The sequence below is a fragment of the Bradyrhizobium sp. ORS 86 genome (genome assembly GCF_045571475.1).
In the GTDB taxonomy this organism is placed as follows: domain Bacteria; phylum Pseudomonadota; class Alphaproteobacteria; order Rhizobiales; family Xanthobacteraceae; genus Bradyrhizobium.
The window spans coordinates 5,488,534-5,503,689 of the sequence record NZ_CP120699.1 but is presented as its reverse complement, the minus strand read 5'-3'; the positions used below and the strand labels follow the sequence as shown (position 1 = coordinate 5,503,689).

The 15,156-nt window shown below is 64.9% G+C and carries 15 protein-coding genes; 10 read left to right on the top strand and 5 right to left on the bottom strand.

Annotation, left to right across the window (positions count from 1 at the left end; all coding sequences use genetic code 11):
- Positions 1-65: 65 nt before the first annotated feature.
- The 3 genes from P6U25_RS25445 to P6U25_RS25435 form a co-directional block, all read right to left on the bottom strand.
- Entirely contained in the window at positions 66-977 is a 912-nt protein-coding gene (locus P6U25_RS25445) for an NAD(P)-dependent oxidoreductase (protein WP_407147512.1), read from the bottom strand.
- A 31-nt stretch (positions 978-1,008) separates the two neighbouring features.
- Positions 1,009-2,259, bottom strand: coding sequence for a Zn-dependent hydrolase (locus tag P6U25_RS25440; protein WP_407147511.1), 1,251 nt, complete (start codon positions 2,257-2,259; stop codon positions 1,009-1,011).
- Positions 2,260-2,379: 120 nt separating this feature from the next.
- Positions 2,380-3,297, bottom strand: a complete 918-nt coding sequence (locus P6U25_RS25435; protein ID WP_407147510.1) for a LysR family transcriptional regulator — start codon at positions 3,295-3,297, stop codon at positions 2,380-2,382.
- A 120-nt stretch (positions 3,298-3,417) separates the two neighbouring features.
- Between P6U25_RS25435 and P6U25_RS25430 the strand changes: the two genes are divergently transcribed.
- The 6 genes from P6U25_RS25430 to P6U25_RS25405 all read left to right on the top strand — a co-directional run bounded on the left by P6U25_RS25430 (position 3,418) and on the right by P6U25_RS25405 (position 8,872).
- The gene (locus P6U25_RS25430) at positions 3,418-4,233 is read left to right on the top strand and encodes a putative hydro-lyase (protein WP_407147509.1); all 816 of its coding nucleotides are present in this window, start codon (positions 3,418-3,420) and stop codon (positions 4,231-4,233) included.
- Between the two features lie 88 nt (positions 4,234-4,321).
- Entirely contained in the window at positions 4,322-5,569 is a 1,248-nt protein-coding gene (locus P6U25_RS25425) for an ABC transporter substrate-binding protein (protein WP_407147508.1), read from the top strand.
- A gap of 76 nt (positions 5,570-5,645) precedes the next feature.
- Positions 5,646-6,479: a branched-chain amino acid ABC transporter permease gene (locus tag P6U25_RS25420; RefSeq protein ID WP_407152607.1), complete on the top strand. Its 834-nt coding sequence runs from the start codon at positions 5,646-5,648 to the stop codon at positions 6,477-6,479.
- The gene (locus P6U25_RS25415; protein ID WP_407147507.1) at positions 6,479-7,456 is read left to right on the top strand and encodes a branched-chain amino acid ABC transporter permease; all 978 of its coding nucleotides are present in this window, start codon (positions 6,479-6,481) and stop codon (positions 7,454-7,456) included. Before P6U25_RS25420 ends, P6U25_RS25415 begins: the two co-directional genes overlap by 1 nt.
- The gene (locus P6U25_RS25410) at positions 7,453-8,184 is read left to right on the top strand and encodes an ABC transporter ATP-binding protein (RefSeq protein ID WP_407147506.1); all 732 of its coding nucleotides are present in this window, start codon (positions 7,453-7,455) and stop codon (positions 8,182-8,184) included. Before P6U25_RS25415 ends, P6U25_RS25410 begins: the two co-directional genes overlap by 4 nt.
- Positions 8,168-8,872, top strand: coding sequence for an ABC transporter ATP-binding protein (locus P6U25_RS25405; protein WP_407147505.1), 705 nt, complete (start codon positions 8,168-8,170; stop codon positions 8,870-8,872). The genes P6U25_RS25410 and P6U25_RS25405 overlap by 17 nt, the downstream gene beginning before the upstream one ends.
- A 238-nt stretch (positions 8,873-9,110) precedes the next feature.
- Here P6U25_RS25405 and P6U25_RS25400 read toward each other — a convergent pair whose 3' ends face one another.
- Positions 9,111-9,374: a hypothetical protein gene (locus tag P6U25_RS25400; RefSeq protein WP_407147504.1), complete on the bottom strand. Its 264-nt coding sequence runs from the start codon at positions 9,372-9,374 to the stop codon at positions 9,111-9,113.
- Positions 9,375-9,407: 33 nt separating this feature from the next.
- Entirely contained in the window at positions 9,408-10,064 is a 657-nt protein-coding gene (locus P6U25_RS25395) for an aldolase (protein ID WP_407147503.1), read from the bottom strand.
- A 176-nt stretch (positions 10,065-10,240) separates the two neighbouring features.
- Here P6U25_RS25395 and ltnD point away from each other — a divergent pair, with 176 nt between their 5' ends.
- From ltnD to P6U25_RS25375, 4 genes are all read left to right on the top strand, one after another.
- A complete protein-coding gene (gene ltnD / locus P6U25_RS25390; protein WP_407147502.1) occupies positions 10,241-11,152 on the top strand; it encodes an L-threonate dehydrogenase in 912 nt (303 codons plus the stop codon).
- A gap of 12 nt (positions 11,153-11,164) precedes the next feature.
- Positions 11,165-11,947 (top strand): 2-oxo-tetronate isomerase, encoded by a 783-nt coding sequence (gene otnI, locus P6U25_RS25385; RefSeq protein WP_407147501.1) that lies wholly within the window; start codon positions 11,165-11,167, stop codon positions 11,945-11,947.
- The gene (otnK, locus tag P6U25_RS25380; protein WP_407147500.1) at positions 11,944-13,233 is read left to right on the top strand and encodes a 3-oxo-tetronate kinase; all 1,290 of its coding nucleotides are present in this window, start codon (positions 11,944-11,946) and stop codon (positions 13,231-13,233) included. The genes otnI and otnK overlap by 4 nt, the downstream gene beginning before the upstream one ends.
- A 170-nt stretch (positions 13,234-13,403) precedes the next feature.
- Positions 13,404-15,095, top strand: coding sequence for a methyl-accepting chemotaxis protein (locus P6U25_RS25375; RefSeq protein ID WP_407147499.1), 1,692 nt, complete (start codon positions 13,404-13,406; stop codon positions 15,093-15,095).
- Positions 15,096-15,156 lie beyond the last annotated feature (61 nt).

Genomic DNA, 15,156 nt, shown 5'->3' with positions numbered 1-15,156 from the left:
GCGGAGCCTATCAGCGGGCGGCACTTTGCGCCGGCCCGTTGGCTTGTCCAGGACGGCAGTGAAAATTATCCCTTCACGATTCTTCGGCAATGCTCCAATGCCGCGTGGATCAAATTCTCGCTCGCCTCGGGCGTGCGGAATGCAGAATGCGCCGACAGCGTCACGTTGGGAATCTTGGTCAGCGGATGATCCTTCGGCAACGGCTCGATGTTGTAGACGTCGAGGCCGGCGTGGCGGATATGGCCCGATTGGAGCGCATCGATCATGGCCTGCTCGTCGACGATGGCGCCGCGGGCGGTGTTGATCAGGATCACGCCCTGCTTCATCTTCGCGATCTTCTCGCGCGTGATCAGGCCGCGGGTCTCGTCATTGAGCAAGAGATGGATCGAGACCACATCGCTCTTTCCGAGCACCGTGTCGAGATCGAGGAACTCGACGCCCGGATGCATCTTGGGCGACCGGTTCCAGGCGATCACCTTCATGCCGCTGCCGAGCGCGATGCGGGCGACTTCGGCAGCGATGCCTCCGAAGCCGATCAGGCCGAGCGTCTTGCCGGTGAGCTGCATGCCGTCCTCGCGCAGCCAGTTGCCGGCGCGCATCTCGCGGTCCATCTGCGCGATCACGCGCGCCGAGGACCACATCAGCGCGATCGCGGATTCCGCAACCGCAGTGTCGCCGTAGCCTTTGATCAGATGCACAGAGATGCCGAGCTCGGCGAGCTCCTCGGGGTTCATGTAGCTGCGCGCGCCGGTGCCGAGGAACACGACGTGCTTCAGTCCGGCGCACGTCTTCGCAATATCGGTCGGCAGCGCGGTGTGATCGACGATTGCGATCTCGGCGCCGTCGAGCACGGCTGGATAGTCCTCGGGCTTGATGTCGGGATTGCGGTTGATCCGTATCTTGGGATCGCCTGATTTCTCCAGCCGCTCCATGATGACCGCGAGCGATTCATTGGCGTCGACAAACACTCCGCGCACGAAAGCCTCCGTCCAAAGGAAGAGATGATGATCAGGATGCGACGCCGGCGAGCGCCAGCACGGTGTGCATCAACACGTTGGCGCCCGCGGCGCAGTCAGCCTGCGTCGCATCTTCCAGCTCGTTGTGGCTGATGCCGTCCTTGCAAGGCACGAACACCATAGCCGCCGGCATCACGGTGTTGAGGTTGCAGGCGTCGTGGCCGGCGCCGGAGGTGATGCGACGGTGCGAATAGCCGAGCTGCTTGGCCGCGTTCTCCACGGCGTCGACCAGCTTCGGATCGAAATGCGTCGGTGCCTTGCGCCAGACCAGATCAAGCTGAACCTCGACCTTGCGCCGCGCGGCGATCTCCGCCACCGCCGCGCGCAGGTCGCGGTCGAGTGCGTCCATGATCGCAGCATCGGCGCTGCGGCAATCCACGGTGAAAGCGATCTCGCCCGGAATGACGTTGCGCGAGGGCTTTGCGATCACGGCCTCGCCGATGGTGCCGACCGCCTTCGGGCCGTGCTTCTTGGCGATGCCTTCCATCGCCAGCACGATCTCCGACAGGGTTGCCAGCGCATCGCGCCGCAGCGGCATCGGCGTCGAGCCGGCGTGGCTCTCGAAGCCGGTGATCTTGCCGTCGTACCACAGCACGCCCTGACCGGAATCGACCACGCCGATGGTCTTGTTCTCGGCCTCGAGGATCGGCCCCTGTTCGATATGCAGCTCGACGAAGCCCGTGAATTTCTGACGGCCGACCGGGGCATCGCCGCGATAGCCGATGGAATCCAGCGCCTGCGCCACCGTGACGCCCTCGGCATCCTTGCGCGACAAGATGTCGTCGGTGGTGAAGTCGCCGACATAGGCGGCGGACGCCATCATCGCCGGCGCGAACCGCGAGCCTTCCTCGTTGGTCCAGTTGCAGATGCAGATCGGCAGCTCGGTCTCGATGCCGGCATCGTTCAGCGTGCGCACCATTTCGAGCGCGGCGAGGGTGCCGAGCACGCCGTCATACTTGCCGCCGGTCGGCTGGGTGTCGAGATGCGAGCCGACGCCGATCGGCGGCTTCGACATGTCCCTTCCTTTCCTCAACCCGAACATCGAACCGAGCGCGTCGACATGCACCTCAAGGCCTGCGTCCTCGCACGCCTTGCGAAACCAGTCGCGCACCTGCTTGTCCTCGGCACTCAGTGTCAGCCGCCGCACGCCGCCTTTCGGGGTGGCGCCGAACTGCGCGGTTTCATGGATGGTGCCCCAGAGGCGGGCGGAATCGATCTGCAGATTGGTAGCGGCTCGGCTCATGCTCATTCCATTCGCATTCTGTCATTCCGGGATGGTCCGAACGACCAGACCCGGAATCTCGAGCTTCCGGGTTCGGCTCTTCGAGCCGCCCCGGAATGACAGTTCATCTCCGGCTCTCGTTCAATGACGCGCCACTCTCGCCTCGTCAACCGCCACGCGCGGCCGCGCGATCTGTCCGGCGAGATTGGCGACGCGCTCGATCGCGACTGCATCGGGAGAAGCGAGCCAGCTTGCGGTGAAGGTGAGGGGCGGCAGCTTGAGGTCGGTATAGAGCAATTGCAACCGTCCGTCGGCAAGCTCGTTCTCGACGATCGCCGCCGGGATGACCGCGATGCCGAGGCCCTCATTGGCCATGTGGATCACGGTCGCGAGCGACGTTGAGGCGTGCAGGCGGATCGGCGGCAGATCGGGTCCATTGAACAGTGCGCGCACCGTCTCATAGGGTTGGGTCTTGCGCGGAAAGGTGATGATAGGAAATCGCGCCAAATCCTGCCGCGCCACCGGACCGGCGCCGAGGCCAAGCGCCGGGCTGGCGAGGAAGCTGATCGGGTAATCGCACAGCACGCGGTTGTGCGCGCCGGAGGCCGAGACTGGTCCGAGCACGAAGGCTAGCTCGATCTCCTGTGCCAGCAGCCGCGCAGTCAAATTGGGCGTGATGTCGACCTCGATCTCCAGCGACAGGTTCGGATAGATCTCGTTCACGCTCTTGACCAGCCGCGGCAACCAGGTGTGCACGATCGTCTCCGCGACACCGAGCCGCAGCGCACCGCGCATCGCCGAACGGTCGCCGACCTCGGCCATCATCTCCGACCGCAGCCCGATCAGCTTCTCGGCATAGACCATCATCTGGCGTCCGCTCGGCGTTGGCGACGCGACCCGATGGTCGCGGTTCAACAGCTTGACGCCCATCTCGCGCTCGAGCTGAGCGATGCGTTGCGAGATCGCCGGCTGGGTGGTGTTGAGGCGTTGGGCGGCGCCGCGAAAGCTGCCGAGCTTGACGACCCAGAGGAATGTTTCGATCGAGCGGAAGTCCGTCATGAGAAGCAATTTTCCAATCGATAAATCAGGATTATCGATTTTGATTAGAAAGGACGATTAGACATTATATCACGCTTGGTGTTGGCTTGTCCTTGTCGACATTATGGGCAGGAGGGACCCATGACTGTTTTTGCGGCAGCGCAGCGATCTCAGGGGCAGGCGGTGCTTCCGAGCGTTGAGGCCCGCCACGCCTGCCGCAACGGCATGGCCTCGACCACGGCCGGCGTCGCCAACGGCTTCGTCCAGGGCAATCTCGCCATCCTGCCTGAGAAACTCGCCGGCGCCTTCCACCGGTTCTGCCAACTCAATCCGAAGCCGTGCCCGATCATCGGCATGTCCGATGTCGGCGATCCCCGCATCCCCGCGCTCGGCCTCGATCTCGACATCCGCACCGACGTGCCGCGCTACCGGGTCTGGCGCGACGGCGAGGTGGCCGACGAGCCGACCGACATCATGCACTACTGGCGCGACGATCTGGTCGCCTTCGTGCTCGGCTGCTCGTTCTCGTTCGAAGAGGCGCTGATGGACGAGGGCCTGCCGATTCGTCACATCGAGCACAATGTGCGCGTGCCGATGTACCGCACGAATATTGCGTGTGCCCCGTCGGGTCCGTTCCAGGGACCGATGGTGGTGTCGATGCGGCCGTTCAAGCCGGCGGATGCGATCCGCGCGGTGCAGATCACCTCACGCTTTCCCTCGGTGCATGGTGCGCCGGTCCATCTCGGCTACCCGCACTCGATCGGCATCAAGGACATCGCGAAACCCGACTACGGTGATCCGGTGCCGGTCGCGGACGACGAGATCCCGGTGTTCTGGGCCTGCGGTGTGACGCCGCAAGCGGTGATCGCGAACGCAAAGCTGCCGTTCGCGATCACGCACGCGCCGGGATTGATGCTCGTCACGGATCTCAGGAACAAGCAGCTCGCTGTGCTTTGAATAGGCAATTCGTGCAATTCATTGAGGCTTTACTGCGCGCTACAAGCACTTCATCGATAAAAACAAACTGACCTAGGGGAAATTGGGAATGACGATCTCTCGCCGTAACGTGTTGCTCGGTGCCACTGCCGCCGCTGCGCTCGGTCCGATGGCCGCGCGCGCGCAGACCAACGAGGTGGTGATCGGCGTGATCTATCCGCTGTCCGGCTCCAGCGCCCAGATCGGCGTCGATGCGCAGCGTGCGTTCGAGACCGCCGCCGACATCATCAACAAGAACTATGATTTCGCATTGCCGCTGGCCAAGGGCGAAGGCCTGCCCGGCCTCGGCGGCGCCAAGGTGCGCCTCGTATTCGCCGATCATCAGGCTGATCCGCAGAAGGGCCGCGCCGAAGCCGAGCGCCTGATCACGCAGGACAAGGTCTGCGCCGTGATCGGCACCTATCAGAGCGCGGTCGCCGTCACCGTCAGCCAGATCTGCGAACGCTACCAGGTGCCGTTCATCTCGGCCGACAACTCCTCGCCGAGCCTGCATCGCCGTGGCCTGAAGTATTATTTCCGCGCCGCGCCGCATGACGAGATGTTCTCGACCGCGATGTTCGACTTCTTCGACGCGATGAAGAAGAAGGGTCAGAAGATCGAGACGCTGGCGCTGTTCCACGAGGACACCATTTTCGGCACCGATTCGTCCAACGCGCAGCTCAAGCTCGCCAACGAGCGCGGCTACAAGGTGGTGACCGACATCAAGTATCGCGCCAACTCGCCGTCGCTGACCGCCGAGGTGCAGCAGCTCAAGGCCGCGAATGCCGACGTGCTGATGCCGTCGAGCTACACCACCGACGCGATCCTCCTGGTCAAGACCATGGCCGAGCTCGGCTACAAGCCGAAGAACATTGTGGCGCAGGATGCCGGCTTCTCGGAAAAGGCCACCTATGACGCGGTCGGCGACAAGCTCGAAGGCGTCATCTCGCGCGGCAGCTTCTCGCTCGATCTTGCGCAGAAGCGGCCGATGGTCGGCCTCATCAACGAGATGTACCGCGCCAAGTCCGGCAAGGACTTCAACGACTACTCGTCGCGCCAGTTCATGGGCCTGATCGTGATGGCCGATGCGATCAACCGCGCCAAGTCGACCGACGGCGAGAAGATCCGCGAAGCGCTGGCCGCGACCGACATGCCGGGCGATGTGACCATCATGCCGTGGCGACGCGTCAAGTTCGACGAGATGGGGCAGAACAACTTCGCCGATCCGGTGCTGTTGCAATATGCCGCGAAGAACTTCGTCACGATCTTCCCGGAACAGGCCGCCGTCTCCGAGGCGATCTGGCCGATGAATAGCTGATCGGTCGGATGCTCAAGGGGGACAGACGGCGGTGACAGCCGAGACCATTATCCAGAGTCTGGCGAGCGGCCTGCTGATGGGGCTGCTCTACGGACTGATCGCCGCCGGGCTCGCATTGATCTTCGGATTGATGGACGTCGTGAATTTCGCGCACGGCGAGTTCCTGATGATCGCGATGTACGCGACCTTCTTCCTGTTCGCGTTCTTCGCGATCGATCCCTTGCTGTCGGCGCCGCTGGTCGCCGCGGCGCTGTTCGTGTTCGGCGCGGTGGTCTATCTGTTGATCGTCCGCTTCGCCGTGCGCGCCAAAGCCAATGCCGGCATGGTGCAGATCTTCTCGACCTTCGGTCTTGCGATCGTCATGCGCGGCCTGGCGCAGTTCTTCTTCACGCCCGACTACCGCAGCGTCACCAACTCCTGGCTCGGCGGCAAGACGGTGGCGGTCGCCGGCATCTATCTGCCCGAGCCGCAACTGGTCGGCGCGCTCGTCTCGATTGCGGCCTTCGGCGCGCTCTATTTCTTTATCCATCGCACCGACTTCGGCCGCGCGCTCGAGGCGACGCGCGAGGACGCGGGCGCGGTGGCGCTGGTCGGCATCGACAAGAACAGGGTGTTCGCGCTGGGCTGGGGCCTTGGCGCGGCGCTGGTGGGACTCGCCGGCGCCATCATGGCGATCTTCTTCTACGTCTATCCCGATGTCGGCGCCTCCTTCGCCCTGATCGCCTACGTCACAGTGGCGCTCGGCGGCTTCGGCAGCGTGTTCGGCGCCTTTGCCGGCGGCATCATCGTCGGCCTGGTGGAAGCGACCACCGCACTGATCCTGCCGCCGTCGCTGAAATCGGTCGGGATCTATGCCGTCTATCTCCTGATCGTCTTCATCCGCCCGCGCGGCCTGTTCGGATCGATGTGATGGACAAGCACTTCGCCCAACGCCGCAGGCGCGACCTCATCATGGCCGGTTGCCTCGCCGTGATCGCCGCGCTGGTGCCGCTGTTCGTCAAGGACGTCTACGTCCAGAACATCATGGTGCTGACCCTGATGTACGCCGCGCTGTCGCAGAGCTGGAACATCCTGTCAGGCTATTGCGGACAGATCTCGTTGGGTCACGCGCTCTATTTCGGGCTCGGCGCCTACACCACCGCGCTGCTGTTCACCAAGTTCGGCGTGCTGCCCTGGTTCGGCATGCTGGCGGGCGGCGCGATCTCCGCTGTCATCGCGATGGCGCTCGGCTATCCCTGCTTCCGCCTGCGCGGCCACTACTTCGTGATCGCGACCATCGTGATCGCCGAGATCGCGCTGCTCCTGATCCAGAACTGGGATTGGGCGGGTGCCGCGCTCGGCATCGACATCCCGGTGCGCGGCGACAGTTGGCTGAAATTCCAGTTCACCCGCTCCAAGCTGCCGTACTTCTATTTCGCGCTGGCGCTGGCGTGCATCGCCTGGTTCGTCACCTGGTGGCTGGAAGACTCCAAATGGGGCTATTGGTGGCGTGCGGTGAAGGACAATCCGGATGCCGCCGAAAGCCTCGGCGTGGTCGTGTTCAATTCCAAGATGGGCGCGGCTGCGGTCTCCGCCTTCCTGGTCGCCGTCGGCGGCAGCTTCTACGCCCAGTTCGTCTCCTATATCGATCCCGAGAGCGTGATGGGCTTCCAGTTCTCGCTGTTGATGGCGTTGCCCGCGGTGCTCGGCGGCATCGGCACGCTGTGGGGGCCGATGCTTGGCGCGGTCATCCTGATCCCGCTCACCGAGTTGACGCGCTCGTTCGTCGGCGGTTCGGGGCGCGGCGTCGACCTGATCGTCTACGGTACGCTGATCGTTTTGATCTCGCTGGCGCTGCCGCGCGGGCTGGTGAGCGTGTTCTCGCCGCGCAAGGGGGCCGCGCGATGACGGCGCTTCTGGAAACCCGCGGCGTCTGGCAGCGTTTCGGCGGTCTCGTCGCCAACAGCGACGTCTCGATCTCGGTCGGCCGCGGCGAGATCGTCGGCCTGATCGGCCCGAACGGCGCCGGCAAGTCGACGCTGTTCAACCTGATCGCGGGCGTGCTGCCGCCGACGCAGGGCTCGATCATCTTCGACGGCGAGGACGTCACGGCGCTGCGCGCGGCCGAACGCTGCCAGCGCGGCATCGGGCGCACCTTCCAGGTGGTGAAGAGCTTCGAGACCATGACCGTCATCGACAACGTCATCGTCGGCGCACTGATCCGCAACACCGTCATGCGGGTGGCGCGGAAGAAGGCCTATGAGGTGCTGGAGTTCTGCGGGCTCGCCGCGCGCGCCGACGTTCTGGCCAGCGACCTGGTGCCGTCCGAGAAGCGCCGGCTCGAGGTCGCCCGCGCGCTCGCGACCGAGCCGAAGCTGCTGCTGCTCGACGAGGTCCTGACCGGATTGACGCCAGTCGAGGCGCAGACCGGCGTCGAGCTCGTGCGCAAGGTGCGCGCCGCCGGCATCACCGTGCTGATGGTCGAGCATGTGATGGAAATTGTGATGCCGCTGGTCGACCGCGCCATCGTGCTCGATCTCGGCAAGGTTCTGATCGAAGGCAAGCCCACTGAGGTCGTCCGCAATCCCAAAGTCATCACCGCCTATCTCGGGGACCGTCATGCTGTCGGTGCGTGAAGTCACCACCGCCTATCAGGGCCTGGTTGCGATCTCGTCGGTGTCGATCGACGTTGCCAAGGGCGAGATCGTCTGCGTTGCCGGTGCCAACGGCGCGGGCAAGTCGACGCTGTTAAAATCGATCGCCGGCGCCGAGCGACCGCGCTCGGGGACCGTGACCTTCGATGGCGCCCGCATCGACGGCAAGCCGCAGCACGTCATCACGGCCGGCGGCATCGCCTTCGTGCCGGAGAATCGCCGGCTGTTTCCGCGGCTGTCGGTGCGCGACAACCTCCGTCTCGGCAGCTATCTCTACCGCAGCCAGGCCAATCGCGACGAGCCGCTCGATCTGGTGTTCAAGCTGTTTCCGCGGCTCTCGGAACGGCTCGATCAGCGCGCCGAGACGCTGTCGGGCGGCGAGCAGCAGATGCTGGCGATCGGCCGCGCGCTGATGACGCGGCCGCGGCTATTGATGCTCGACGAGCCGTCGCAGGGCATCATGCCGAAGCTGGTCGACGAGATCTTCCAGGCCGTGAAGCGCATCCGCGACGCCGGCATGACCGTGCTGATCGTCGAGCAGCGCATGGCCGAATGCCTGGAGATCGCCGACCGTGCCTACATCCTGCAAACCGGCCGCGTGCTGATGCAGGGCGCGGCCGCGGAGATCAGCACCAATCCCGACGTGCGCAAGGCGTATCTGGGATTGTAGCTTTACCATCATTGCGAGGAGCGAAGCGACGAAGCAATCCATCTTTCCCCCGAGCGGTGAGATGGATTGCTTCGCGGAGCCTGTCATCCGGCGGCGCTTCGCGCCGACCGGGTGGCTCGCAGTGACGAAAGCTGGAGCTTGCGCTTGGGTAGCGGCAGCTCCCTAGCCCGGACAGCGAAGCGGCATCCGCGAGCGCCCCGCATATCGCTGCGCTCATGCGGGTTACGATCGACGTGCGCTACTTGACGACCTCGACCTTGGCTGCGAGGTCCGGCGCGCGTCTGATGCGGTAGGTCGCGTTGGTGCACCTGAGGATCCATGCCTCGTCGTCCGGCTTCGAGAGCTTGGCGTCCTTTTTCGCCCCGAGCGCCTTGTCGCAGGCATAGCCCTGGGTGCGAAGCTGTGCCGCCAGCATGCTCTGCACGGTCTCGGCCTGTGCGGCCGATCCCGTAAGGCCGCCGACGAATACAATCCCTAACGCAAAGCCCGTGAACCTCAACATGAGTATTCTCCGCATGTCTGCCCGGTGCGAAGTCTAGTGCGGGTGCTCCGGCAACGCGAGCCCAAACGTCTTGACCAGATCCGACACCTGCTCCGGCGACAGGTATCGCGGGTTCAGCCCGCGCAGCAGCAGATAAAGTCGTGCCGTCTCCTCGAGCTCTTCGGTTGCGAACACCGCGGCCTCCAGCGTGTCGCCGGAGACGACGGGACCGTGATTGGCGAGCAGCACGGATGAATATTTCCCTGCCAGCCCCTTGATCGCGTCGGCGACCGCGGGATCGCCGGGGCGATAATACGGCACCAGCGCGGTTTGGCCGCACTTCATCACGTAGTAGGCCGTCATCGGCGGCAGTGCGGCGCGCGGGTCGATTTCGGGCAGCATCGAGAGTGCGACCGAATGGGTCGAGTGCAGGTGCACCACGGCGCGCGCGGCCGAGCGGGTCTGGTAGAGCGCGGTGTGTAGCGGCACCTCCTTGGTCGGGGCGTCGCCGGAGATGAGCCGGCCGTCGGCCGCGAGCCGCGACATTTTTGCCGGATCGAGGAAGCCGAGCGAGGCATTGGTCGGCGTCACCAGCCAGCCGCCGTCATCGAGCCGGACGCTGATATTGCCCGAGGAGCCCGGCGTCAGCCCGCGCTCGAACAGCGAGCGGCCGAAGCGGCAAATATCTTCACGAAGCTTTGTTTCGCTCATGACGCGCAAGCCTCCGATGTTTTCGCCTTGTCTCATGCTTTGGCAGTGCGGCCAAGCCATGATAGGCAGGCAATAATGGGTATGATCCGCACCCGGAGGGCCGCGCCGGCGCAAAGTGGCCGCGGTTTTCCGAAGTGATCATGCTCAAAGCCGGGAAACATTCGAGGGATCGCCGCATGTCCAGTTCCGCCACACCGCGCATTGCCGTCATCGGGCTCGGGTCGATGGGATATGGCATGGCAACCTCGCTGAAGCGCGCCGGCTTTGACGTCACCGGCTGCGATGTGACGGCCGATGCGGTTGCCCGCTTTCTCGCCGACGGTGGCAAGGGCGCGAAGACGCCGGCCGAGGCGGCGAAGGATGCCGATATCGCGGTCAGCGTCGTCGTCAATGCGGCGCAGACCGAGGCCATCCTGTTTGGCGCAAACGGCGTGGCCGAGACGCTGCCCAAGGGCGCGGTGTTCGTGTCGTCAGCCACTATGGATCCCGATATCGCGCGGCGCCTCGCCAAGCAGCTCGAGGCGACCGGCCGGCACTATCTGGACGCTCCAATCTCCGGCGGCGCGCAGCGCGCGGCGCAGGGCGAACTCACCATCCTTGCTTCGGGCAGCGCCGCGGCGTTTGCAAAGGCACGGCCAGCGCTGGATGCGATGGCCGCAAAGCTCTACGAGCTCGGCGATGCCGCCGGGCAGGGCGCCGCCTTCAAGATGATCAACCAGTTGCTTGCCGGCGTGCATATCGCCGCAGCCTCGGAGGCGATTGCGTTTGCCGCCAAGCAGGGCCTTGATATCCGGAAGGTCTATGAGGTGATCACCGCCTCCGCCGGCAATTCCTGGATGTTCGAGAACCGCATGCCGCACGTGCTCGACGGGGATTACACCCCGCGCAGCGCGGTGGAGATTTTCGTCAAGGACCTCGGCATCATCCAGGACATGGCGCGCAATGCGCGCTTCCCGGTACCGGTCTCGGCCGCAGCGTTGCAGATGTTCCTGATGACGGCGGCGGCCGGCATGGGCCGCGATGACGATGCCTCGGTGGCGCGGATGTATGCGCAGGTCACCGGAACCCAACTGCCCGGCGCGAAATAAGAGGATCTCCAGATGCCCCGCTTTGCCGCCAATCTCTCCATGATGTTCAACGAGGTCCCGTTCCTCGACCGCTTCGAGGCGGCCGCGAAAGCGGGCTTCACCGCGGTCGAGTACCTGTTTCCTTACGACCATCCGGCCGAGGAGGTCGGCAAGCGGCTCAAGACCGCCGGGCTGACGCAGGCGCTGTTCAACCTGCCGCCGGGCGACTGGAACGCCGGCGAGAAGGGTTTTGCCGCGCTGCCCGATCGCTTCACCGATCTGCAGCAGAGCCTGACAACCGCGCTGCCTTATGCGCAGGCGACCGGCGTGAAGCGGCTGCATCTGATGGCGGGGATCGCTGATCGTGGTGACCGGCGCGCGGTGGAAGCCTTTTACAAATCGGTTGCTTACGCTGCGGAGTTCTTCGCGCCGCATGGCCTCGATGTCGTGATCGAGCCGATCAATCCGCGCAACGTGCCCGGCTATTTCCTCAACGACTTCAACTTTGCCCGTGACCTGATCACCGAGCTGAAGCTTCCGAATCTCAAGCTGCAGTTTGACATCTATCACTGTCAGATCATCCATGGCGACGTGACGATGCGGCTGCGCGAGATGATGCCGATCATCGGCCACGTCCAGATCGCCTCGATCCCCTCGCGCCACGAGCCCGACGGAGAAGAGTTGAACTATCCATTCCTGTTCGGCGAGCTCGACCGGCTCGGCTATGGCGGCTTCGTCGGCTGTGAGTACAATCCGCGCGGCAAGACCACGGATGGTCTCGCCTGGTTCAAGCTCTATGCCGGAGTGAAGCCGTGACGCTCGCACTTGGTTGCATCGCCGACGACTATACCGGTGCCTCCGACCTCGCCAACACGCTGACCCGTGCGGGCTTGCGCACCGTACAGACCATCGGTGTGCCTGCGGCCGATCTCGCGCTGCCCGAAGTCGACGCCGTCGTGGTGTCGCTCAAGAGCCGCTCGATCGAGGCCGGCCTTGCCGTGACGCGCTCGCGCGCCGCTGAAAATTGGCTGCGCGGGCGGGGTGCGGCCCATATCCTGTTCAAGATCTGCTCGACCTTCGATTCCACCGACGCCGGCAATATCGGCCCGGTGATGGATGCGTTGCGCGCTGATTCCGGCGATCCGATCGTGCTGGTGACGCCGGCATTCCCGGAGACCGGCCGCACTGTCTATCAGGGCAATCTGTTCGTCGGCTCGGTGCCGCTGAACGAGAGCCCGCTGAAGGATCACCCGCTCAATCCGATGCACGATTCCAACCTTGTGCGGGTGCTGGCGCGCCAGAGCAGGACGAAGGTGGGATTGATCGATCTCGCGACGCTGGGCCGTGGCGTCGAGGCCGTCAGGGCCAAGCTCGCCGATCTCGCAGCCAAAGGTATCGGTGCTGCGATCGTCGACGCGGTGTTCGACCGTGATCTCGAAACCATCGGGCAGGTGGCGCTCGATCATCGCGTCTCGGTCGGCGCCTCCGGCATCGGGCTCGGATTGGCGCGGGCGCTGGTCGCAGGCGGGACCGTGAAGGCGGATGCCGCAAGCGCGCTGCCCGACGTGGCGGTCGGCGGTCCGGCGGCCTGCCTCGCCGGCAGTTGTTCGCAGGCGACCCTGCAGCAGATCGCGAATGCCGAGCAGGTGATGCCGGTGCTGCATCTCGATCCCGAACGGGTGGTGACCGGCAAGGACGAGGTGCAGCGCGCGCTGGCCTGGGCCAAGGATCGGATCAAGGATCGCACCGGCGACGGCCCGATCCTGATCGCGAGCAGTGCGACCCCCGATGAGGTCGCAGGCCTGCAATCCCGTCACGGCCGCGATGCTGCCGGGCATGCCATCGAGCAGGCGATGGCCGACATCGCCGAAGGCCTGGTGCAGGCGGGCGTGCGCAGGCTGGTGGTGGCCGGTGGTGAAACGTCAGGCGCTGCAGTCGATCGGCTGCGAATCCCGGGATTCCTCGTCGGTGCGGAAATCGCCGCAGGCGTCCCCGTTCTGCGCGCCGTTGGAATGACGAGCGGCGACATGCTGCTGGCTCTGAAGTCGGGCAATTTCGGCGGACCGGAATTCTTCTCGGACGCGCTCGCCCTGATGCGCTAAGCGCGCTTCGCACGCGTGCCGTCACGGAGCCAACGCGCGACTCCGTAGTTCAACGGGGATTCAAATTAACCCAACCGAAGGCACGGCGCAGGCTTTGATGTCTGCGGCGTCCCGTTGCGTCGCCGTTTGATTCCGGACCAGGGCCCGCCCCACCAGCCAGAGATATCACGATGTTCGCCAAACTCTCGATTCGCGCCAAAATCGTTTCCGTGGTGGCGCTCCTGCTTGTCGCGATGGCGGGCATGGGCCTGCTCGCCGTGAGGGACATGCAGGCGATCAACGCCAACACCGTCGACATCACCACCAATTGGCTGCCGAGTGTGCGCGTCCTCGGCGAACTCCGCGCCGGCGTCATCACCTATCGCAACGTGATCCGCGAACACATGCTCGCAGAGACCCTTGAAGAGAAGCTGGCGGCCGAGAAGACGCTCGCCGGCGTGGTCGAGGCCAATGGCAAGGCGCGGGCGAGCTACGAGGCGATGATCTCGTCGGCGGAGGAGCGCGCGCTCTACAAGCAGTGGGCCGAGACCTGGGACAGGTACAAGAAGGGAACCGAGGACGTGCTGGCCCTGTCGCGCAAGGAAGCCGGCAAGCTCCCGCAAGAAGCCCATGAACTGAACACCAAGGTCGTGAACAAGATCGGCCTCGAGGCCGATGAGATCCTGCGCAAGGATATCGCGCTCAACAACGCCGGTGCCGACAAGGCTGCGAAGGATGCTGCCGACAATTACAACTCGGCGTTCATGGTGCTTGCGGTCATTCTCGGCGTCGCCGTCCTGATCGGCGTCGGCGTCAGCTTCTATCTGGTCCGCGATGTCTCCGCCGGCATCGCCTCGATCGTCACGCCGATGCAGGCGCTCGGTCGCGGTGACCTCACCGCTGTCGTTCCCCATCAGGGCGAGAAAACCGAGATCGGCACGATGGCTGACACATTGCAGGTGTTCAAGGAGGCGCTGATCGCCAAGAAGGCCGCCGACGAGGCCGCCGCGGCGGACGCGGAGGCCAAGATCGAGCGCGGCCGCCGGGTCGACGCCATCACCCGCAATTTCGAACAGATGATCGGCGAGATCGTGCAGACCGTGTCGTCGGCCTCGACCCAGCTCGAAGCCTCGGCCGGCACACTGTCGTCCACGGCCACGCGTTCGCAGGAACTGACCAGCGCGGTCGCAGCAGCCTCGGAAGAGGCCTCCGCCAACGTGCAGTCGGTGGCGTCCGCCACCGAGGAGCTGTCGTCGTCGGTGACGGAGATCAGCCGTCAGGTGCAGGAGTCGGCGCGGATGGCCAGCGATGCGGTCGGTCAAGCGCGCAGCACCAATGATCGGGTCAGCGAGCTGTCCAAGGCCGCCGCGCGCATCGGCGACGTCGTCGAGCTCATCAACACCATTGCCGGCCAGACCAACCTGCTCGCGCTCAACGCGACCATTGAGGCGGCGCGCGCCGGTGAAGCCGGCCGTGGTTTCGCGGTCGTGGCGTCCGAGGTCAAGGCGCTGGCCGAGCAGACCGCGAAGGCGACCGGCGAGATCGGCCAGCAGATTTCCGGCATCCAGGCCGCGACGCAGGAGTCAGTCGGCGCGATCAAGGAGATCTCGTCGACGATCGAGCGCCTGTCGGAGATTTCGTCCACCATCGCGGCGGCCATCGAAGAGCAGGGCGCCGCGACGCAGGAGATTTCCCGCAACGTGCAGCAGGCAGCGCAGGGCACCCAGCAGGTCTCGGCCAACATCACCGACGTGCAGCACGGTGCGACCGAAACCGGCTCGGCCTCAACCCAGGTGCTGTCGGCGGCCCAATCGCTCTCGGGCGACAGCAGCCGTCTCAGGCTCGAGGTCGGTAAATTTCTGGACGCCGTTCGCGCCGCCTGACATCGATCAAGCTCGCAGTTCGAAGTGAGCCCGGCCGCCGCAGGTCGGGCACATTTCGTTG